22 protein-coding genes, 1 pseudogene and 1 riboswitch are annotated in these 20959 nt (G+C 45.8%); of the genes and pseudogenes, 4 read left to right on the top strand and 19 right to left on the bottom strand.

The annotated features are described in order from the left end of the window. Positions 1-51 precede the first annotated feature (51 nt). From ytfJ to EC604_RS00125, 14 genes are all read right to left on the bottom strand, one after another. Entirely contained in the window at positions 52-525 is a 474-nt protein-coding gene (ytfJ, locus tag EC604_RS00060) for a GerW family sporulation protein (RefSeq protein WP_123062207.1), read from the bottom strand. Positions 526-756: 231 nt separating this feature from the next. Further along, positions 757-1494 (bottom strand): DUF2953 domain-containing protein, encoded by a 738-nt coding sequence (locus EC604_RS00065; RefSeq protein ID WP_161556821.1) that lies wholly within the window; start codon positions 1492-1494, stop codon positions 757-759. Between the two features lie 232 nt (positions 1495-1726). Next, a complete protein-coding gene (scpB, locus tag EC604_RS00070) occupies positions 1727-2419 on the bottom strand; it encodes an SMC-Scp complex subunit ScpB (protein ID WP_123062209.1) in 693 nt (230 codons plus the stop codon). After that, complete coding sequence (locus tag EC604_RS00075; protein ID WP_123062210.1) at positions 2388-3188, bottom strand: segregation and condensation protein A; 801 nt, start codon at positions 3186-3188, stop codon at positions 2388-2390. Before EC604_RS00075 ends, scpB begins: the two co-directional genes overlap by 32 nt. A gap of 103 nt (positions 3189-3291) precedes the next feature. Further along, positions 3292-3759: a 6,7-dimethyl-8-ribityllumazine synthase gene (gene ribH / locus EC604_RS00080; protein ID WP_123062211.1), complete on the bottom strand. Its 468-nt coding sequence runs from the start codon at positions 3757-3759 to the stop codon at positions 3292-3294. Between the two features lie 102 nt (positions 3760-3861). Continuing rightward, the gene (locus tag EC604_RS00085; protein WP_123062212.1) at positions 3862-5103 is read right to left on the bottom strand and encodes a bifunctional 3,4-dihydroxy-2-butanone-4-phosphate synthase/GTP cyclohydrolase II; all 1242 of its coding nucleotides are present in this window, start codon (positions 5101-5103) and stop codon (positions 3862-3864) included. 104 nt (positions 5104-5207) lie between these two features. Then, entirely contained in the window at positions 5208-5876 is a 669-nt protein-coding gene (gene ribE / locus EC604_RS00090) for a riboflavin synthase (RefSeq protein ID WP_123062213.1), read from the bottom strand. Positions 5877-5888: 12 nt separating this feature from the next. Continuing rightward, positions 5889-6992, bottom strand: coding sequence for a bifunctional diaminohydroxyphosphoribosylaminopyrimidine deaminase/5-amino-6-(5-phosphoribosylamino)uracil reductase RibD (gene ribD / locus EC604_RS00095; RefSeq protein ID WP_123062214.1), 1104 nt, complete (start codon positions 6990-6992; stop codon positions 5889-5891). A gap of 345 nt (positions 6993-7337) precedes the next feature. Then, positions 7338-7500, bottom strand: a riboswitch (FMN riboswitch). A gap of 152 nt (positions 7501-7652) precedes the next feature. Next, a complete protein-coding gene (locus EC604_RS00100; protein WP_123062215.1) occupies positions 7653-8981 on the bottom strand; it encodes a hypothetical protein in 1329 nt (442 codons plus the stop codon). A gap of 270 nt (positions 8982-9251) precedes the next feature. Continuing rightward, a complete protein-coding gene (locus EC604_RS00105) occupies positions 9252-9683 on the bottom strand; it encodes a peptidylprolyl isomerase (protein WP_123062216.1) in 432 nt (143 codons plus the stop codon). Between the two features lie 293 nt (positions 9684-9976). Beyond that, positions 9977-11308 carry a diaminopimelate decarboxylase gene (gene lysA, locus EC604_RS00110; protein ID WP_090922415.1) on the bottom strand — a complete coding sequence of 444 codons (1332 nt, stop codon included), beginning with the start codon at positions 11306-11308 and terminating at the stop codon, positions 9977-9979. Between the two features lie 103 nt (positions 11309-11411). Continuing rightward, positions 11412-13085 (bottom strand): spore germination protein, encoded by a 1674-nt coding sequence (locus EC604_RS00115; protein WP_429352204.1) that lies wholly within the window; start codon positions 13083-13085, stop codon positions 11412-11414. A gap of 24 nt (positions 13086-13109) precedes the next feature. After that, positions 13110-13532, bottom strand: coding sequence for a stage V sporulation protein AB (locus tag EC604_RS00120; RefSeq protein WP_123062218.1), 423 nt, complete (start codon positions 13530-13532; stop codon positions 13110-13112). Then, the gene (locus EC604_RS00125) at positions 13519-14175 is read right to left on the bottom strand and encodes a stage V sporulation protein AA (protein ID WP_123062219.1); all 657 of its coding nucleotides are present in this window, start codon (positions 14173-14175) and stop codon (positions 13519-13521) included. Before EC604_RS00125 ends, EC604_RS00120 begins: the two co-directional genes overlap by 14 nt. Before the next feature lie 501 nt (positions 14176-14676). Here EC604_RS00125 and EC604_RS00130 point away from each other — a divergent pair. The 3 genes and pseudogenes from EC604_RS00130 to EC604_RS00135 all read left to right on the top strand — a co-directional run bounded on the left by EC604_RS00130 (position 14677) and on the right by EC604_RS00135 (position 15961). Further along, complete coding sequence (locus tag EC604_RS00130; protein WP_123062220.1) at positions 14677-14943, top strand: CD3324 family protein; 267 nt, start codon at positions 14677-14679, stop codon at positions 14941-14943. 403 nt (positions 14944-15346) lie between these two features. Next, positions 15347-15475: pseudogene (locus EC604_RS30760) on the top strand (GNAT family N-acetyltransferase); the annotation flags it as partial. A 75-nt stretch (positions 15476-15550) separates the two neighbouring features. Beyond that, positions 15551-15961 (top strand): GNAT family N-acetyltransferase, encoded by a 411-nt coding sequence (locus EC604_RS00135; RefSeq protein WP_240036635.1) that lies wholly within the window; start codon positions 15551-15553, stop codon positions 15959-15961. 133 nt (positions 15962-16094) lie between these two features. Here the strand turns inward: EC604_RS00135 and sigF are convergent, their stop codons facing one another. From sigF to EC604_RS00155, 4 genes are all read right to left on the bottom strand, one after another. Continuing rightward, positions 16095-16850 (bottom strand): RNA polymerase sporulation sigma factor SigF, encoded by a 756-nt coding sequence (sigF, locus tag EC604_RS00140; RefSeq protein ID WP_090922432.1) that lies wholly within the window; start codon positions 16848-16850, stop codon positions 16095-16097. A gap of 14 nt (positions 16851-16864) precedes the next feature. Beyond that, positions 16865-17320, bottom strand: coding sequence for an anti-sigma F factor (gene spoIIAB / locus EC604_RS00145; RefSeq protein ID WP_123062222.1), 456 nt, complete (start codon positions 17318-17320; stop codon positions 16865-16867). Further along, positions 17317-17670, bottom strand: a complete 354-nt coding sequence (gene spoIIAA / locus EC604_RS00150; protein ID WP_090922436.1) for an anti-sigma F factor antagonist — start codon at positions 17668-17670, stop codon at positions 17317-17319. Before spoIIAA ends, spoIIAB begins: the two co-directional genes overlap by 4 nt. Positions 17671-17813: 143 nt before the next feature. Then, on the bottom strand, positions 17814-18935 hold the full coding sequence (locus EC604_RS00155) for a D-alanyl-D-alanine carboxypeptidase family protein (RefSeq protein WP_418792761.1): 1122 nt from the start codon (positions 18933-18935) through the stop codon (positions 17814-17816). Between the two features lie 326 nt (positions 18936-19261). Between EC604_RS00155 and EC604_RS00160 the strand changes: the two genes are divergently transcribed. Further along, a complete protein-coding gene (locus tag EC604_RS00160) occupies positions 19262-19813 on the top strand; it encodes a glutathione peroxidase (RefSeq protein WP_123062224.1) in 552 nt (183 codons plus the stop codon). A gap of 133 nt (positions 19814-19946) precedes the next feature. Here the strand turns inward: EC604_RS00160 and EC604_RS00165 are convergent, their stop codons facing one another. Then, entirely contained in the window at positions 19947-20771 is an 825-nt protein-coding gene (locus EC604_RS00165; RefSeq protein ID WP_123062225.1) for a purine-nucleoside phosphorylase, read from the bottom strand. Positions 20772-20959: the final 188 nt, after the last annotated feature.

The raw sequence follows: 20959 nt of genomic DNA on the forward strand, positions 1-20959 counted from the left end.
AATCCCTCTTGCACCTTAAAGTGCAGAAGGGATTTGAAATTAAAATATGACTTAGCTGTACGTTGTATGATCCGTTGTCACTCGAACATCATGTTCCGTTGTTCCATGGTTACGGTGGCGGAACATTTCCTGGATGCGATCTAACACATAAGGTGTTGAATCAATCAATTTTTCAAACAAGTGCGTCGAATTATCAAGCGGCACGATGTGTACACCCTGCTTGCCAACGACCAGGAAAGCGATTGGGCGGATGGATACACCGCCACCACTACCACCGCCAAATGGGGAAGCAACTTTTGCGGAGTGAGCATGTTCAGTTGTGCTTGATGCGCTGCTACCTTTTCCATCACTTACATTAAAATCACTTCCACCTGCCGCGAAGCCAAATCCGACTTTACTAATCGGCAGAATGACCGTACCATCCGGTGTTTCTACAGGATCACCAACGATTGTATTGACATCCACCATGCCCTTGATATTTTCCATTGCAGTTTCCATTAAGCCTTGAATTGGATGATCTGACATGTGACTTCCCTCCAGTTTCAATATAAGCTATATCCGTTGAACTTAAGAAGATTAACACAAACACGCTGTGTCAATGATTAGGTCAACTTATATAGGTTTTTGATCTAACCATATCATCCCCAAACTTGCGGGACTTATGTAATCAACGCAGGGAACCGTTATTGCACATTCTCGTAGCAGGGTTTTAACACCAATATTGTGGATTCAATCTCAGGTTAGTTAAGTTCCGCATTACCGAGCTTCCTTTTCCACAATGTGCCTATGCTTCTTCTTTTGCTTCGATTTGCGGCGTTGCTCCCGAAAAAGTTTAAACCACATTCGCCAGCCACCCTCGACCTGCAGCACACGGGTAAGCAGTCTCATGCCTGCAATTACGATGGCCATCATGCGGATCCGCAGTTTGAAATCCAGTTCTGTTCGAAATTCCATCTCCTCGGACCATACAGGAAGAACCTCTAGGTCAGGCACCGTTTTGAAACGCATTTTGTACGTTAAAAAACCAACAATCATGGACTTAATACTCCACAACCAGCCTGAAAGCATTGCTGTATAAGCAGCATCACCTACACCAACCGCAGTAGACCAGAACAGATTCGTTATATATACCCGTCTGAGCGTCTGTCTGACCCATACTTTCAGAGCCTCTGTTGCTCGAAGCATCACCTTGACTTCGTTTGCCCAGTTTTTTACTTTTCGTTTGTTCACCTGCTCACTCCCCAGCACTTCTCCTCGGGAATGGTTCATGGACTGTTCTGTTTTAAGCAAAAAGCCTTCTTTCATATTTCGGAAAACAATGCTCGGAATCTCGTAATTCATCCGCACGAAGCCATACAGCAGTCGAACATTGATATTTGCGTAGTCATCGCTCTTATGTTTGCGAAATATAACATGAACATGAACATTTGAGATGAGGACTGCGGCAATCAGAAGTGCGATGAACAAACCGATTCCTCCAAGCCAGATCCACACAGGCCTTACCTCCAAGCCCTCGATTCTTATCATGTCTAGTATGGCATTCCTTGCTGGAAAAAATTCACGAATGCCATGAAATCCTCCAATTTTTGCCGAAATGCACGATCGAAATGCACGATATTGTATACTCCATTCCATACAACTTCACCGCTGTTTTGGAGAAAACACAAAGAGACAACGTGGATAGATCTCCACATTGTCCCTATATGGCTTTACCTATGAGATAGTATCAGGAGGAGGAACCCGAAGAATTATCGTCTGGATCTACAGCGACATCTTCTTCTGGGAATGCTTCTTCCTCTTCAAAACCAAACACACTTTGCACGTCTGTATCCGAGGCATCCGGCTGTTTCATGTCCAACTTGTTGAATAACAACTGCGTTTCTTCCTCCAAGTTTTCCGAATCTTCAAACAAACCCGGTTCGGGAAGATCTTTAATCGAAGCTAGTCCGAAATAATCAAGGAATGACTTCGTTGTTCCGTACAAAATCGGACGTCCAATCGCTTCCGCTCTCCCCACTTCAACAATGAGATCTTTGTTCACGAGTGTATGGATCGCACGTTCCGATTTTACACCGCGAATCTCCTCAATCTCCACACGTGTGATGGGCTGACGGTATGCTACAATGGCCAATGTTTCCAGAGCTGCTTGGGATAACGATGTACGTGCAGGAGAATAGGCAAGCTTCTCGAAATACGACGCATGTTCTGGCAACGTTCCGAGCTGCACGACACCTGCAATCTTCAGAATCTGCACCCCTCGCCCTTGCCGGGAAAAATCGCCGATCATATCCTCAATGGCATCCGTGACCAGTTCTACCCGCTGGTCCACGATTTCAGCAATCTGTTTGACACTCAGACCTTCTTCTCCGGACAAAAACAAAAGGCCCTCAATAATCGACTTCAATTTCGGAAAATCCATGATTCGTTGTTTCCCCTCTCCACTCCATAACGATATCCTCAAACAAACGCTCCTGGTAACAAACAATCTGCTTCATCTTCATCAGCTCCAGCACCGCTAGAAACGTAACCACGATCTCATGACGATAGATCTGATCATCCATAAGCTTGGAAAATAACAGCCGTCCCCCAGGACCTACACGCTCCAAGGCACCAATAACATCACGTATGCGATCCTTGACCGAAATTTCGTCCCTTTTGATCCGGGTGACCGTTGTACGCTTCTCAGCTTTTCGCAGTGCCTTCTGAAACGCCGCAATGAGATCAGAAGTATGCAGACCCTGCACCGGATTCGTTTGCTCCTCCACAGGCATATAAGGACGCAAATCTTCGGGCTCTTTGGAAAAAATAAGACTACGTTCCCATTCCCGTTCATGCAGATGCCGCGCTATTCCTTTATATTTGCGATATTCGATAAGACGTGCAATCAGTTCGGCACGCGGATCATAATCCTCATCTTCCATATAATCATAATCCTCGAAATCCTCGATTACCGGTGGTTTGGGCAGTAAAAGTTTGCTCTTGATGGACAACAGCGTAGCTGCCATCACCAGAAATTCACTTGTAATATCCAGTTCCAGCTCCTGCATGGAATGCAGATACGCCATGTATTGATCGGTAATATCGCTGATGGGAATATCCTGGATGTCGATCTCAGCCTTATCGATCAAATGCAACAACAGATCCAAAGGCCCTTCAAAAGTCTCCAGTTTGTATGTAACTACCGTCACTAGACGAATCCTCCCGCCAGAAAAATACAAAACCCTGCCAGCCGTCCGAAACCGGTCTCCCGATTTCGTCTGCGCAAAGCAGGGCACTACTATTAAATAAGCACTATTTTAGCTGTTTCGTCAAGTTCGCCATTTCAATTGCAGCTGTAGCTGCATCCCAACCTTTATTGCCTGCCTTCGTTCCAGCACGTTCGATCGCCTGTTCAATGTTCTCCGTAGTAACCAATCCGAAGATAGTCGGCACCCCTGTTTTCAAGTTAATTGCCGCTACCCCTTTGGCCATCTCATTGCACACATAATCATAATGTGTTGTTGATCCACGGATAACCGTTCCGAGTGTGATGACCGCATCGTATTTGCCGCTTTCGGCCATTTTCTGAGCGATAAGCGGGATTTCAAAAGCTCCCGGTACCCAAGCTACATCTACTTCATTATCTTGCACGCCGTGACGTTTGAATGCATCCAGCGCCCCGCTAAGCAACTTGCTCGTAATAAATTCATTAAAGCGTCCAACGACCACGCCATATTTTAAACCTTCCGATATCAAATGTCCTTCAAAATAGTTAGGCATTATCGTCATCTCCCTGTCGATATATGATGTTATAGGTGCTGCAATTGAACATGAGAAATCTCCAATATTTACATATCAGAAAATCATCATGGTTAACTGTAATTACTCTTCGTTTTGCTCAATATCATCAAACTTGAGCATATGGCCCAATTTCGCTTGCTTGGTGTGAAGGTAAACTGTATTATCTTCATTTTCCTGCATCTGAATCGGTACACGCTCTACCACTTCCAGACCATATCCTTCCAAGCCTTTGATTTTGCGCGGATTATTCGTTAATAATCGAATCTGACGAACGCCAAGATCCTTCAAAATCTGTGCACCAATCCCGTAATCACGCAGATCAGCAGCAAAACCAAGCTTCAGATTGGCATCCACTGTATCGAGACCTTCTTCTTGAAGCTTGTAAGCCTTGAGTTTGTTGATTAAACCGATCCCGCGGCCTTCTTGTCTCATATAGAGCAGTACGCCATTCCCCTCATCATGGATCTGCTTCAGCGCCGCATCAAACTGCGGGCCGCAGTCACAGCGGTGAGAGTGGAACACATCGCCAGTCAGACATTCGGAGTGTACACGTACCAGTACAGGTTTGGAACCGTCGATATCCCCTTTGACCAAGGCAACATGTTCTTTATTGTCCACTGCATTCGTATACGCCACCGCCTGGAATTCGCCAAAGTCCGTTGGCATACGCACGGAAACTTCACGTTGCACCAGCTGCTCCTTCTCATTCCGGTAACGAATCATGTCCTGAATACTAATCAGTTTCAGATCATGCTTGCGTGCAATCTCCTGCAGGTCTGGAAGTCTGGCCATCGTACCATCTTCCTTGATCACTTCACAGATGACTCCTGCGGGGTAAGAGCCGCACATGTTCGCCAGATCCACTGCCGCTTCCGTGTGTCCGGCACGACGCAACACACCGCCGTCTTTGGCAATGAGCGGAAACATGTGACCCGGCTTGCGAAAATCATTGCTTTTCGCGTTCGGATCAATCAAGCCTTTAACGGTAATGGAACGCTCATGCGCCGAGATCCCCGTCGTTGTATCTTTGTGATCCACAGAGACCGTAAAAGCAGTCCCGTGAAAATCTGTATTTTGCTGAACCATCGGTTTCAGATTTAATTCGTCCGCCCGCTGCTGCGTAATGGGAACACAGACCAGACCTCGACCTTCGGTAATCATGAAATTGATGACCTCAGGGGTTGCTTTTTCAGCCAAAGCAATAAAATCCCCTTCATTTTCCCGATCTTCATCATCGACCACGATTACAGGTTTACCCCGCATCAGATCATAAATGGCTGCCTCAATTGAATCCAGAATGGATGGCTCGGATTGTTCTGACATTAGCTGCACCTCCTGTTTCCGGTTATTTTATTACTACATTTTCATGCGAATGCACTATTAATCATTTAAATCCAGTTCTATGTTGTATCCTTGTCTCTCATAAGTTATGCAAACCCGTGATTGGAGAGAAACTCTTCACTTATACTGCTTGGCTTGCCTGTTTTCGTTTCCGCATGACCCTTGCCGTATTGCAACAAATGATCTACATATTTCCCCAAAATATCACATTCAATGTTGACGGTATCTCCTGTCTTTTTAACATTTAAAACCGTTTCCCCAATCGTATGTGGGATAATCGAAACCGTGAATGAACTTTGAGTCGTCTGTACCACTGTCAAGCTAATCCCATCCAAAGTGACCGAACCTTTTGGAATTAGAAATTTGAAAAGTTCATGGTCACCCGGTCTGATTTCAAAAACAACTGCATTCTGATCCCGAGTAATGCTACCGATAACCCCAGTCCCATCCACATGTCCTTGCACAATATGACCGCCGAATCGTCCACCGGACAACATGGCCCGCTCCAGATTAACCTTGCTGCCGGATTGAAGCTGACTGAGATTGGTGTGTCGATACGTTTCCGGCATGACATCTGCGGTAAAACCTCCGCTTTCCAGCGTAGTTGCGGTAAGACAAACCCCGTTAACCGCAACACTGTCACCAATTTTGAGATCGTCCATAATGACAGAAGCAGCGATGTTCAGAACCAGAGCCTCGCCTTTACGGCCAATGCGCCTTATCTGACCGACTTCTTCCACCAAGCCCGTAAACATGCTATCGTCCTCCTATTCTGGCCAAACCGGGATACCGCCAATGCTAATATTATCCCCAACTTGCTCAATCTCCAGCTGATGCAATTGGATGGCCTGACTCATGCGCTCTACGCCTTCAAAACGGAAACTCCCCGGGGTATCATATCCACCCACAATCTTAGGAGCGATAAACATCAGCAGACGATCTACGAGCCGCGCTTCCAGCATGGCGCCGTTCAGTGTACCGCCGCCTTCCAGCAGAATCGAGCCAATCTCCCGCTCTCCGAGCTTACTCAGCCCATGTAACAAATCTACGCGTGGTCCAGGCCCGCAGCGAATGACTTCAACACCATACGCTTCAAGACGCTCAGCGGCTTCCTGACTGGCTTCATCCGTTGTAAGTATCCACGTTGGTGCAAGACCGTCCTTGACCATTTTGGAGCCTACAGGCAGCCTCAGCTTGGAATCCACCACGATACGTACCGGACTGATGCCCTCTACCTGCAAACGGGTGGTCAGCTCGGGATTATCGGCGATTACCGTATCCACGCCAACCATAATGCCCTGATGACGATGACGAAGCGCATGTACAATTTCACGTGCCGGCTCGTTGGAGATCCATTTGCTGTCTCCGCTACGCGTAGCAATTTTGCCATCCAGCGTAGAAGCTGTTTTGAGGGTAACGAAAGGAAGGCCCGTTGTAATAAACTTGATAAACTTTTCATTCATACGTCTTCCGCGTTCGCGCAAAACACCCACTTCAACTTCGATGCCTTGTTGACGCAGCATACTAATGCCTGTACCAGAAACCTGCGGATTCGGGTCTTCACAACAGACCACCACCCGTTTAACCTTCTCGTGAATCAAACGTTCGCTGCAGGGTGGAGTTTTGCCGTAGTGACTACAAGGTTCCAGCGTTACGTAAACGGTGCTGCCCTCCGCATCACTTCCAGCCATATTCAAGGCATGCACTTCCGCATGACCTGTCCCCCGCTTCAGATGGCTTCCCAGGCCAACAACCCGTCCGTCTTTAACGACGACACATCCCACGACAGGATTAATTCCAGTCTGTCCTTGTGCCCGTTCTGCCATATCCAGTGCTAACGCCATATAAAATTCATCATTGATCATTTCCATATCCGTTCACCCCACGGTTATAATCTTGAACTAAAAAATCCCCACCGAACAATCTGTTCAGGTAGGGATGATGGAAGACTACTGTCATCTGCAAGAGAGATGAAACACACCAATACCGACACTTCACCAAAACCAGTTAACAGGTAAGTGAAAACAAACACATACCTTATTGCATACGCATTCTAGCAAAAGAATGATATACAACAAAATCAGGTGAAGAGTTTCTATATAACGGTATTATGTACCAGAAAACTCATTATAAACAAGCCTTCCACACATATCATCCAAACGAGCTGAATGTTATGCGACATCACTCATGCGGAGTGCAACCTTATTGGCCTACACCCACTCCTTCTCCCATCCAGACTATACTGTCGGTTCTGGAATTACACCAGATCAGCCATCTGCTATAAGCAGACAGGTCACGGACTTTGCCATGTGGGTGGAAAATAAATCCCCCGCACGCATCACCGCCGGTAGGGAATTACACCCTGCCCTGAAGGATCGCTTTCGTTATTAATTGGATGTTAGCACTTTAATGTCAAAAAATCAATTCATTTTTGTTTCTTTTTGTCACATACTAACTTTTAATAAGCATTTATATTACAAAATCCGCATCTCTACGAGACACGGACTTCATCAACTATTGAAAAAATGAATCTAAAGGTTTGGAAAACACCAGCTTGCCATGTGCCTCAGATCCTTTGCAGCGTGGAACGGAACACTCTCAGGTTTGGGCTGGGACGTAGCAGGAGCCGGCATATCCCGGGCTACTCTTCTAACCCAGCTGGTCGAGTCCATGCCGATGGCCGAGCACTGCCAGCGCTCATCCGGCCTTGGACGAACGGTCAGAATAAGGTCTTCTTTTACCGGCATATCGGGGAACACGCCATCCAGATATTCGACAATCGCACGTTTGTCCCTCACTTCATGACAGTATACAGTAACCCAAGAGCCACTGAGTACCTTCACTGCATATACATCTCCAGGCTGCACTTCACCTGTACCGGCATCGGGGGATTTTTTCGGCACCTTCGCTTTGGTACGCACACCTCGTCTGCTTTCAAATGCACCCATAACGGTTTCACTCGCCATTGGATTCGGTTCTGGCTTGTCCTCAAGCGATACATCACTGCAATTGAGTTCACCGAAGATCAGGTTCAGATTGTGCTCGTTGATTCCTACAGATGAATCCCACCATGCCAAGGGAGCTTGTACCTCAACGCGGGTATTAGGTCTCTTGTCGCGTTCAGCATACGATGTGAAGGCTGTAATCATTCCTGGCTGTTCTGGCGTGTCCAGAATGCCGACCAGTGCCAGCGTTTCAAGCAGGTCACGGTAAACATATACCTTTTTTGTAGGCAGGAGTTGTTCTTTTTTGAGCGCATCCGCAGCCTTGCTGTACCGAGTTTTGGGTGGCAGATTGCGCAGCACCGTTAATACGGCGCGCAGCGTCCAGCGATCATATTCACTCGGAACAGGAAGCTCCTGCGAAGAAGCGGCCATTTCTCTCAGAGCGATTACATGTCCAAATATATCTCCATCGAGCGGTGTGCCGTTGGTCATCCGCCAGTACCACTGTAGCGAAGTATCTACTCCGTCATTTACATCCAAACCACAGATCTGGCACTTATGACTGGAAGGATATGGACTATATTCATGGTCAGGTATGCTGGTTGCGATCAGTTTTCCTGTAAGAAGTGAGCGCCAGATCATTGGCGCTGACCATAGAGAAGCCACAAACGCCTGAGCAGCCTCCTGAAGTGTCCATCGCTCAGCCAATGTTCTCAGTTCCCGGATCGTCTCCTCATGCTGCGGTCTTACAAAGTGATTAGGCTCATGTCCAGCAACCTCTAATGCCTGTAATTGCTCCGTGGATACGTCCTCCGGTACAGTCTGTCTTGAAGCACGCAACTCCTCGTCCCAAATCGTGCTCTCACTATAAATATGTTGAAGTAATTTAAGTTGCTGAACAACATCTAAAGTCAAAGTAACAACATCCTTTCATAGTAGTTCTGAAAACATGTAAGTTCAATATCCAGTGTGCTGTCAAACCTCATGTATTCGGTTTCAACAGTCTATACATAGCTAGAATAACCTACTTCCAACTCATCCCGCCAGTTCCTTTAAGCTTATTTTTGATAACACATCGCAAGGCAATTATGCAAAAAGGTTGTACAATGCACAAAACCCCTGATACTTCCGTAATAGGAATGTACCAGGGGTTAAGTTGATGCGGTTGATCAGGTTCAGTTGAAATTAAACTTCTACCACTTCGACCGTTTCCATTTTGTCGCGACCTTCGAAAGCATCAACAAACTCCATACCTTTGCTTACTTTACCAAATACAGTATGTTGTCCGTCCAAATGTGGTTGTGGTTGATAGCAGATGTAAAACTGGCTTCCGCCTGTGTTGCGGCCAGCATGTGCCATTGCAAGTGTTCCACGCTCGTGTTTGTTCGGGTTGATCTCACAGTTAATTGTATATCCAGGGCCGCCAGTACCGGAACCACTAGGGCATCCGCCTTGAGCTACGAAGCCCGGAATTACACGGTGGAAAACGAGTCCGTTATAGAAACCGGAGTTTGCCAGCTTTTCAAAGTTTGCTACAGTATTTGGAGCTTCTTGATCGAACAGGTCGATCAGAACTTCTCCGCCATTTGCCATTTTAATTTTCGCTTGTTTCGCCATATGTAAATGACTCCTTTCAATTTTGAGCAAAGTAATTGTGACGCAATACCAAACGGATGGTCAAGCATTACAGCACTTTTCTTAGTGTACACCGAAAAGAGCCGAATCGCAAAAGAAAGAGCTATTTTTTTGATTTTTCTACTCTCAAGTACAAGCCTATAAGCATACCAAATAGATGCAATATTCATGACAAAGGACGGAAAGGGCGAGCCCCTTCCGTCCTCTTCTAATGCTATAGGAACTTGTGATATAGAAAAATGGAGTATTTCTTTTCCAGATCCCTGCTTGATGAATTAACGAGTAACTGGCTGTTTGCCAATACGTGCCGGCACGAGGTCATTTTGGATAATGTCCTGATATGACTCACGACGTACAACTACATCGCCTTGACCATCTTTGACAAACACAACCGCTGGACGACGAATCCGGTTATAATTGCTAGCCATAGAGTAGTTGTATGCGCCTGTGCAAGCTACAGCAAGCAAATCACCGCTCTCCACTTTTGGCAAGTCGAGATCCCAGATCAGCATATCACCGCTCTCGCAGCATTTACCCGCTACAGATACCGTTTCTGTTGCTGCTTCGTTGGCACGATTCGCCAGAACCGCCTCATATTTGGACTCATACAACGCAGGACGTGGGTTATCCGTCATACCGCCGTCTACAGCTACATATTTACGCACGCCTGGAATGTCTTTGCTCGTTCCAACGGTGTACAGCGTTGTACCTGCTTCACCTACGATGCTGCGGCCTGGCTCAACCCAAATTTCAGGCACTGCATAGCCGATTTGTGCAAAATGATTTTTTACCGCATCGGTAATGGCCTTCACATACTGAGCTACTTCAAGTGGCGTGTCACCATCAATATAACGAATTCCGAATCCGCCGCCCAGGTTTACAACTTTGAATGCCACATTCAGGCGCTCATATACACTTGCTGCAAATTCAGCAACACGTTGAACCGCCATCTGGAATCCTTCAACCTCAAAGATCTGGGAGCCGATGTGAGAATGTACACCAAGCAATACCAGGTTGGATTGTTTGGATGCAAGTTCAATCGCTTCAAATGCTGTACCGTTGCCGATATCAAAACCGAACTTGGAGTCCGTTTGCCCTGTGGAAATATATTCATGCGTATGCGCCTCAACACCCGGCGTTACACGCAGGAGGATGTTTACTTTACGGTTTTTGTCCGCTGCGACAGCTTGGAGCAGGTGCAACTCGTTAAAATTGTCTACTACGAAGCATCCAATTTCAGCGTCAAGCGCCATCTCGATCTCTTCGATCGTTTTGTTATTCCCGTGAAAATGAATGCGTTCTGCCGGGAAGCCTGCTTGCAATGCTGTGAACAGTTCGCCGTCAGAGACAACATCCAGAGAAAGACCTTCCTCTGCTGCGAGAGCACACATCGCCATAACACAAAATGCTTTACTCGCATATGCAACTTGGAAGCCCAAACCTGAAGCGCGGAATGCTTCCATGTACTCTCTGCAGCGCTCGCGAACCAATTGCTCGTCCACAACATAGAGCGGTGTTCCAAATTGCTCTTTCATATCCGTAACGTCTACTCCACCAATCTCTAGGTGACCTTGCTCATTTATTCTGCTTGTACCGTGTAAATACATCGTTTGCATTCCTCACTTTTTGTATACTGGAACAGTTACTATTCCATTGATTTTAAACCAGTATATCAAATTAAGCCGGGAGATGAATGGATTTTTCGGCACATCATTTGTGTTTTTTACTTTTTCGCAGTTCACCATCTGGATCTTCTGGCATTTTGGTGTTGTCACGCGTTTTGTTGAACGATGGACGTTTCTTGCTGACAAGCAATGGAACCCTGAACAAAAAGTTGCCAATTGCCTTTGCATTAAAAGGTATAAATGGCCAAAGATACGACGAGTTATATGAACGGTGAATGGTCAAAGCCACAATAAGCAAAGTCGTTCCAACGACCAAACCTGGTACTTTAAATATCGCAACTGCAATGAGCAGTAGCAGCCTGACCAGTCGATTCGCAAGTCCTAACTCGTAACTCGGTGTAGCAAACATTCCGATTGCCGCAATCGCCATATAGAGTACCACCTCATTGACAAAATACCCCGTTTTCACCGCGATATCTCCGACCAATATAGCCGCAATCAAGCCCATCGCAGAAGCCAGCGGCGTTGGTGTATGAACTGCAGCCATACGTAATAAGTCCACACCCAGCTCGATGAGCAGAAATTGCAAAATAATCGGTAATTTCACGCTTTCCTGTGGGCCGATGAAATCGAAACCGACCGGTTTCAGCGAAGGTTCGATCACCATCAGCATCCATAGCGGTAGTAGAAACAGAGAGATCAGGATGCCTGCAAAACGCACCCAGCGCAGATAGGTTCCCATAAGAGCCGTCTGCCTGTTCTCCTCCGCATGTTCGCATAGATCAAAAAAGGTCGTCGGCAAGATCATTACGCTGGGGGAAGTATCTACAAAAATAACGACACGTCCTTCCAGCAAGTGAGAAGCTGTAACGTCAGGACGTTCAGAATAACGAACAAGGGGAAATGGATTCCATCCTTTGTTGATGATCGCTTCCTCCAACTGTTTGTCGGCAGCCGGAATACCGTCGATATCAATTCGTTGTATTTTTTCTTTTACCGAATCCACCTGCACCTTATCCACGATATCGTCAATATAAACTACACATACATCGGTTTGGGTTCTCCGTCCTACCTGCATGAGTTCAAACTTTAGTCCAGGGTCCCGTATTCTACGGCGCACCAGCGCTACATTGGTCAGCAGCGTTTCGGTAAAACCATCCCGTGAACCACGAACCACGCGTTCAAGTGAAGGTTCTTCGGGGGATCGAACCGGGTAACTCCGGGTATCCATAATGAGAACTGAGCGGTCTCCCTCGACAAACATGGCACTCATGCCCATGAGCACCTTGCTAATGACAGCACTCATCTTCTCCGCTCGTTCCACCTGTATATGAGGAATATAACATTCGAAATAGGACTTGAGTGCATGTTCCGATACTTGATCCGGCGTCAGATAGGTTAATCTTTTCAATACTTCGAGCAAAATCTCATCTTTGGCAAAACCCGTGAGTAACAGTAATCCCACATGTTTGCCGCCAAGTACCATTTCCCTCATATCCACATCAAATGACTCGCCAAGACCGAGCACTTGTTTTAACGTGTTTTTGTTATCACTCATGCGCGGGGAGATGTTATCGTTATGTTGCCAATACTGAACAGATTCTTCAATGCTGTCGGACATCTCGTTTTGCTTTTTTTTCTGGTACGCCTTCTTTTCTTCTTCCTGCTGGATCTTGTAAGGAGACTTATGCAACACGTCTTCCGTTATACCATCACTTTGTTCATGACCCTTTTGATCCGTGTGTTCGTCCATGTCCATCCTCCTTTAACCTGTCATGCTGCTTTACCGTTGGTATATAAAAAAGTCAAACAATGAACCTGTCATCTTCCCCAGAATCATCGCGAGCAACAGTCCAAACAAATACGACCTCATGCCCAGCCTTTTAGCCAGAACGGGTAGCACGTTTAATACTTCTGTCAGAGCGGCAGCCAGCAGACCAATAAAAACGCCGCAGAACACTCCGACAATCGGGCTAAGCAACATAACTCCATGCATTTTCCAATGCCAGAAATCGGCTACCGTGCCCAGCAGCGAACCTCCAATGAGAGCACCCTCGTACCAATGCGTTTTGTCATAGGACTGTGTCACTTGGGCCAGTCTGGGAATCATGTCAAGTACAAGAATAAGCGCAATAACACCACTCCCCACAGCGATTCCCCCGGCAATGCCAAGCACAATACTGATCGCTCCGTTAAGCACGCTCATCGCCTTTCAGCTCCCTTTGATTCTGCTTATGCATTCGTTCGCTTTCTTCAATGACGACATATTGGTCTACATTTTGCTGGTAAAGGAACATTTCCACTTCGAGCGGTGTTGGCTCTTCATTCCACTTCTTCTTAAATAAATGGTTGAAAAAAACCGCCATGCCGAAACCGATCCCAAGGGAATAAGCAATCTGAAATAAGTACGGATGCTCATCCCGGTGTCCTGTCAGCATCTCTACAATGCGAATCTGCACTTCCTGCATATTCACGTCTGCATGAAAATTCATAATGGTCAGCGCAGAGCCGAAGAACAGCAGCAGCCATACCAGAATAAATAAGGACTTCGAAGCCTGACCCTTGCCTGCCATTACTTCAACTAACGTATGCCCGGATCCCATCAGCTCCACATTTACTTCCGGCAGAAGCTGCCTAATCCGGGGAATAATCTGCAAAATGTCAATAAGGATCAGGTTGCCATCCTCCGGTCCAGGCCACAATAGCTCCAGCTCAAGCAACCTGTCCTCCTGATCCTCGGATGAGGCCAGTACGTGGGCAATGTCCCTCAGTTTGACCGCTCGCCCTCTCTGAATGCGAATTCGGCTGCGCATGCGAACGTAGACCGTTGGAGTGTGTGTCTGGGACATCCAAAGCACTCCTTTACTGCGTAATTTAGGTTAGTATTTGAAGATTGTGCAAATTTATTACATTTAAGTTGGAAAAGAGTGTGGAGGGAGCGCTGGACGCTGCGGGATGGATCGGTGTCGGGCGCTGGTTATCCCCGGATTTCTGATTCTCTCCTTTCCAAGGAGGAAATCCGGTTATAAACGCGCTCGCTTCGCTCCTTTTACCGATTCCATCCCTCCGCTGGCTTGCCTCCCTCTTATTCCAAACGAAATGGAAGAAACTTGCGGGCGGCGGGCAGGAAACAGCCGATTATTCTAGAAAGTTATGTAAAAGGTTTTTTGAAAGTGAGGTCTGAAATGTTGAGTAAACGTCCCGCATGCTCCATGCAAAGTCTTGATCTATAAACAACGACGGTTGTTTGTATGGAGCTGGAGTAGTAACCGTCTTAATATCCAATTCGGTAATTGTTTATAGGATAGGCTTTGCAACCTTGAATTTTATTTTTAAGGAGCAGAGTGACCATGAAATATGTAAACGCCGATGTCATTTTACCAGAAGAACTATTAATAGAAATACAGAAATATATTCAAGGCAGCATGGTTTACATTCCAATACCTGAAGGCCACAGAAAAAAGTGGGGAGAAAATTCGGGAAGTCGCACATATTTAAGCCAAAGAAACGAGACAATACGTCAACAATATTTCGATGGATTAACGATTGCTGCACTCTCTGAAGAGTATTGTCTTTCCAGCGATAGTATCAAAAAAATTATATATTCAAAAAAGTAAGGCCTATAAATATCACATCATATTTGTATGGTGTGATTTTTTTTGTGCAATAAACTTTTCTAATTATCTTTTATATATTTTTTAAGATGCGCCTTTGCTAAGCTTGAAGAAATAACTTTATAGGAGGAGCGGCTTGTGATTCTAATTACAAAAGCTGAACGACAAGATAAACATATTCTCAAAAATGTAATGACTTAATTCCTTCATGATTTGTCCGAATTTAATCAATACATAGAGATGAATCCCCCGAAATGGTCTATTCGAATTTAATGTACTGGATTGGTTCTTTGAAAAGGAAGGATTAAACACCGTACTTTATACGCTTGCACGATCAAAAAATGAAAGGTTTCAATTTGGTTCAAAGCGGCCCATTCTCTAATCAGGGGAATTTGCTGATTATGTTTTGAATTCATTTTTCATCATGAGAAACTATCGCCGGCAGGGTCTAGGCAGGGCTGCATGCAAAGCGTTGTTCAAACATTTTCTTGGGAGATATGCTGTTGGTCAAATTATAACCAACATTCCTGCAATTCAATTTTGGAAAAATGTGTACACATCATTCGATATAGATTTTTATGAAGAAGAGGAGAACGAAGGAGTCATTATATTGAAGATCATTACAGCAGATCAATCACACTACGAATATATTAAAGAGCAGGACCACCATATTTTAGAGAAGCTGATCCTACCGAAAATTATGGCTGATGAGATCTTTATCATACAGGATGAAGAGCAGAACAATATTGGATGGATTCGGTACAGCTTTTTTTGGGACAACACACCTTTTATGAATATGCTCTGGATTGAAGATGTACATCGAAATGAAGGAATAGGTACGAAGGCGGTTCTTTTTTGGGAAAATGAAATGAAGAAGCAAGGTTTTCCTTTGGTCATGACGTCTACATTAGCAAATGAAGGGGCGCAGCATTTTTATAGGAAATTAGGCTATCGAGATTCAGGGTGTTTGATGCTTGAGGACGAACCTTTAGAAATCTTACTCACCAAAAAACTGAAGTAGCTTTCTCCAAACAAATATTAAAACGACAAATAACCTCATCGCTAATTAACGCGAATTGAGGTTGTTAGTTGTCGTATTATGATGATTCCTCACCCAAACCGATGGATGTAATCAGCCCTGAATCAATCCTGAATCACTGCGCGATTTGATCGCGAATAGATTGCAGTATTTTTTTCTCCAGCCGTGAGACCTGCACCTGGGATATTCCCAGCCTGCTTGCCACTTCCGATTGGGTTTGGTCCCGATAATATCGCAGATAGACGATGAGTCTTTCCCGCTCACTGAGACCGCCAATTGCTTCATTTAGCGCCAGCTTGTCAAACCACTTCTCCTGAGATTCGTCCGCGATCTGATCCATCAGTGTAATCGGATCACCGTCATTCTCGAATACTGTCTCATGAATGGAGGTCGGCGGTTTGTTAGCCTCCTGGGCGAATACCACTTCCTCCGGGGTAACCCCCAGTTCAGCGGCCACTTCCTTAATTGTGGGCAGTCGATCCAGATGTTTGGACAATTCATCCCTCTTCTTGCGAACTTTATTGGCCATCTCTTTCAGCGAACGACTGACCTTCAAGGTTCCATCATCCCGTAGGAAACGCTGAATCTCACCAATAATCATCGGCACCGCATACGTCGAGAATTTCACGTCGTAACTGAGATCGAACTTGTCCACTGACTTGAGCAGGCCGATACAACCAATCTGGAACAGATCCTCCGGTTCATATCCCCTGTTCATAAAACGCTGCACGACGGACCAGACGAGTCTGATGTTGCAGTTCACCAGCGTATCCCGTGATTCATGGTCACCCGACTGACTGAGCGCAATCAGCCGTTTGACCTCGGCATCGTCCAAGTAGGTCTGTGAAGATGGTTTCACTTCAGCATCCATAAGAACACCAACCCCTAATTATACAATGCTTTCTTGGATTCAATCCTTTTTTTCATCTTGATGGAGGTGCCTCTGCCGGGCTCACTGCTGACTTCGAATTCATCCATAAAATTTTCCATGATCGTAAAGCCCATGCCCGACCGCTCAAGTTCGGGTTTGGATGTATACAGCGGCTGTTTGGCTAGATCAAGATCTTCGATGCCTTCACCGCGATCCTCTACAATAATCGTAATCATATCGTCACGAATCTCGGCTTGAATGGTCACAACACCTTCCGGATTGTTATTGTATCCGTGGATGATGCTGTTGGTCACCGCTTCGGAGACAACCGTTTTCAGATCACTAAGCTCGTCCATCGTTGGATCAAGCTGAGAGATAAAAGCTGCAACGGTAACCCGTGCAAACGATTCATTCTCCGACTTGGCCGCAAATTGCAGATTCATGAAATTTGTCCCTGTTCCTTCATTCATGAGACGACCTCCAGACCTGAGAGGGCAGTGCCCTCATTTTCGTATATCGGCATGATCTTGAACAATCCCGACATTTCCAGCAAACGGTATACCGGCGGATTCACATCACAGACGACCATTTTGCCGCCTTTATTTTTGATCAACTTGTATCTTCCCAAAATAACACCTAGGCCTGAACTGTCCATAAATTCGAGGTCTTTCAAACTCAGCACCAGATGTTCACATTGTCTGCGCTGTATCGCTTCATCCATCTGCATACGTACCATGTCAGCTGTATGGTGATCCAGCTCCCCGGATAATCGCACAATCAAAATCCCGCGGTGATGCTCCATGTCCACATTCAAATTCACGTTTGCCCACTCTCCTCCCTGTCTTAGAACAAGGTTTTCTACGTTGCCAAAGGCTTTTCCTGCCCCCCGACAAAACTAGAAGAAAACCCCTATTTAACTACAAAAACCGTTCCAGTCCCAGGGAGAATGGCGCTTCCTGCCGCTTAATCAAACAAGTTCGAGGTTGTACGCTTGAACAGCTTCCACCAGCCTGCCTTACCCACGTCTTGCGGAGCCTGAATATCAAACTCTTTAATTACCTCGTTGCCTTGATATACGACGAGTTTACCTACACTCTGACCAGCCTTAATTGGAGCCTTCACTTCTTTGGCTACAATCAGCTCATGCCGGATATCTGTCGACTTCGCTCCTTTACGCATCAGAACACTGTAGTTTTGCGCAGCATTCAGCGGCATCTCCGCGACATCACCTTTTTCAATCTTCAGACTGCCCAGCAGATCACCTGCTTTGTACAGTGCCTTCATCGTGTATTGTGCAAATGCATAATCAAACATGGAGGATACTTCACTGTTCCGGGTTTTTGTATTCGGCTCGCCAAGGACTACCGCAACGACACGCAGCCCATCTTTAGAAGCTGTAGCCGACAGACAGAATTTCGCTTCGGATGTGTACCCCGTTTTCAAGCCGTCTGCGCCTTGATAGAAACGTACCAGTTTGTTTGTATTTACGAGCCAGAACGGCTTCTCGGAATCTTTACGCAAGTAGTCCTGATATGCACCCGTGTACTTCGTAATCCCCTGATGTTTTAGCAGTTCGCGGCTCATCACCGCGATATCGTGCGCAGAGGAATAATGATTATCCACCGGCAGACCGTTCGCGTTGGCAAAACGTGTATCCTTCATGCCCAGCTCCTGCGCACGCTCGTTCATCATCTGTACAAAAGCCTCTTCCGAGCCGGCAAGCTTCTCGGCCATCGCGACAGATGCATCATTGCCGGAGGCCATGGCAATGCCTTTTAACATGTCATCCACGCTCATCTCTTCCCCAGGCTCCAGAAAAATCTGTGAGCCCCCCATAGACGCCGCATATTCACTCGTTCTTACCTTATCCGTTAACTTCAGTTTGCCTGAACTAATCGCTTCCATGGTAAGTAACATGGTCATAATTTTCGTTATGCTCGCCGGAGGCAGCTGATCATGACTGTTTTTCTCATAAATAACAGTTCCCGTATCTGCATCCATCAGAATGGCTGAACGTGCTGATGGAGCCAAATCCGCCCCGCCAGCAGCCTTGGGTGTTTCCTCAGCCAAAGCAGAAGATGCCATTACGGGCAGCAGCATACAAAGGGTCATGAACGATGCCATTATTCTTTTTTTCACTAGGTTCCCTCCTCAAATGAATAGCGCGGTGGTAAGTCCTCGCATGTACTGCTATCCATTGTCGGCGGGTTTGAAGTAAATTATTCCAATCTCAGCAGGTTTTCCCTAACTTTTTATCTGAAGATACACTAAAGTGCAGCGAACACAAGTCCATGAAAGATTAATTATAGGATTTTCCTATGTAAGTTATCATTTATATATATTTCTCCTATGGGCGATGTCGGCTTATGATGTATATGTCACAATTGAAATAACGTAGGAGGATGATTCAGATGTCTTTTTATGATAATAAAGTCCATTTCATAGATGGCAGGTTAGCTGATCTAACCACATACCGAGGAAATGTACTCCTTGTTGTAAACACAGCCAGTAAGTGCAGCTATTCTCGTCAATTTGACACACTTCAACAGCTGTACGAAAAGTACCATCGTTATGGTTTCGAAATTCTTGCATTTCCGTGTAACCAGTTTAACGAGAAGGAACCAGGGGACAATTCGGAAGTGAAAACTCATTGTGAAAATCAAATGAAGCTAACGTTCCCGTTATTTGAAAAAATTGAAGTCAGGGGGCTACACGCTCATCCTATCTTTCGGTTTTTAACCAATCAAGCACCGTTTCTAGGCTTTGACACTGAAACGGCTAGCGGGGAATGGATGGACCATTTTCTAAAAGAAAAATTCCCTTATATCTACAAGGGTGATGGGATCAAGTGGAACTTCACTAAATTTTTGATCGATCAGAACGGTCAGGTGCGAGGAAGATTTGAGACAACGACAGAACCATTTGACATTGAGCCAAGCATTAGATCATTGCTTTCCATGTAAATGCATATAATCATTCTCATATTTCATTTTATAAAAAAAGAAACAACCCATTGAGCAAACATCATTCAATGAATTGTTCCTTATTCAATCCGTCAAACTAAAGATTTGGAACTGTTCAATCTTCAGTTCCTCATTACATCTTAGGAATGACCGCCAGCACGAGCGCCAAGAAAGCTTCTCGTACACGCTCCGTCGTTTCCATTACCTCGTCATGAGACAAAGGCTGATCCAAGATACCCGCTGCCATGTTACTGATGCAAGAAATGCCGAGCACTTCAATGCCCGCATGGCGAGCTACGATCACTTCAGAAACGGTGGACATCCCTACTGCATCGGCACCGAGAGTACGAAGCATTCTGATCTCTGCTGGAGTTTCGTAGTTAGGGCCAAGCAGACCTGCATACACACCTTCTTGCACATTAAAACCTTGAGTTGCTGCCGTATCCTTGGCAAGTGCACGAAGACGACGGCTGTAGGCTTCGGATAAATCGGGGAAGCGTACGCCAAGCGCGGCATCATTCGGACCAATTAACGGGTTTTTGCCTGTCATATTCAAATGATCAGAGATAAGCATCAAGTCGCCCGCTTGATAAGAAGTATTTACGCCGCCCGCTGCATTCGTTACTAGCAGACTGCTTACGCCCAGCGCTTTCATGACACGTACCGGGAATGCCGTCAATTCTGGGCCGTATCCTTCGTACATATGAAAGCGGCCTTTCATCATTACAACCGGACGACCTTGGATCGTGCCAAGCAACAGTTCGCCTTCATGTCCTTCTACAGTGGACACCGGGAAATGTGGAATATCCTGATACGCAATGTTGACGCCATCTTCAATTAGTTCAGCCAGAACGCCGAGACCTGACCCGAGAATCAAACCGACCTCCGGCTTGATGGAGCTTTTGCTTTGAATATAAGATGCTGCCTCTGCAATCATCTGTTGGTTTAGTGTTGTCATGAGATGTTGTTCCTCCTTGAGTAGTAACGAACCGTTTATGATGTAGCAGGGTTGTCATGCCTACACCTGTGTTGGCGTAAAAAATCAGAAATTTAACATGCAACCCGCATATGTAGAAAGAACGGCGTTGGTTGATTTGAAATATAAGTTAACTTAAAACGCTAAAGCATTCTTTTTCATGCTTCAAA

Origin of the sequence: Paenibacillus amylolyticus, assembly GCF_003719335.1 — a bacterium.
Taxonomy (GTDB): domain Bacteria; phylum Bacillota; class Bacilli; order Paenibacillales; family Paenibacillaceae; genus Paenibacillus; species Paenibacillus amylolyticus_D.

Coding starts and splice junctions, on each gene's coding strand:
- EC604_RS00130 (WP_123062220.1), top strand. CDS start 14,677: ATGAAATATGTAAACGCCGATGTCATTTTACCAGAAGAACTATTAATA.
- EC604_RS00125 (WP_123062219.1), bottom strand. CDS start 14,175: ATGTCCCAGACACACACTCCAACGGTCTACGTTCGCATGCGCAGCCGA.
- ribH (WP_123062211.1), bottom strand. CDS start 3,759: ATGCCTAACTATTTTGAAGGACATTTGATATCGGAAGGTTTAAAATAT.
- ytfJ (WP_123062207.1), bottom strand. CDS start 525: ATGTCAGATCATCCAATTCAAGGCTTAATGGAAACTGCAATGGAAAAT.
- EC604_RS00120 (WP_123062218.1), bottom strand. CDS start 13,532: ATGAGCGTGCTTAACGGAGCGATCAGTATTGTGCTTGGCATTGCCGGG.
- lysA (WP_090922415.1), bottom strand. CDS start 11,308: ATGTATTTACACGGTACAAGCAGAATAAATGAGCAAGGTCACCTAGAG.
- EC604_RS00105 (WP_123062216.1), bottom strand. CDS start 9,683: ATGGCGAAACAAGCGAAAATTAAAATGGCAAATGGCGGAGAAGTTCTG.
- EC604_RS00160 (WP_123062224.1), top strand. CDS start 19,262: ATGTCTTTTTATGATAATAAAGTCCATTTCATAGATGGCAGGTTAGCT.
- EC604_RS00155 (WP_418792761.1), bottom strand. CDS start 18,935: ATGGCATCTTCTGCTTTGGCTGAGGAAACACCCAAGGCTGCTGGCGGG.
- sigF (WP_090922432.1), bottom strand. CDS start 16,850: ATGGATGCTGAAGTGAAACCATCTTCACAGACCTACTTGGACGATGCC.
- spoIIAB (WP_123062222.1), bottom strand. CDS start 17,320: ATGAATGAAGGAACAGGGACAAATTTCATGAATCTGCAATTTGCGGCC.
- EC604_RS00085 (WP_123062212.1), bottom strand. CDS start 5,103: ATGTCAGAACAATCCGAGCCATCCATTCTGGATTCAATTGAGGCAGCC.
- ribE (WP_123062213.1), bottom strand. CDS start 5,876: ATGTTTACGGGCTTGGTGGAAGAAGTCGGTCAGATAAGGCGCATTGGC.
- ribD (WP_123062214.1), bottom strand. CDS start 6,992: ATGGAAATGATCAATGATGAATTTTATATGGCGTTAGCACTGGATATG.
- EC604_RS00115 (WP_429352204.1), bottom strand. CDS start 13,085: ATGGACATGGACGAACACACGGATCAAAAGGGTCATGAACAAAGTGAT.
- EC604_RS00165 (WP_123062225.1), bottom strand. CDS start 20,771: ATGACAACACTAAACCAACAGATGATTGCAGAGGCAGCATCTTATATT.
- scpB (WP_123062209.1), bottom strand. CDS start 2,419: ATGGATTTTCCGAAATTGAAGTCGATTATTGAGGGCCTTTTGTTTTTG.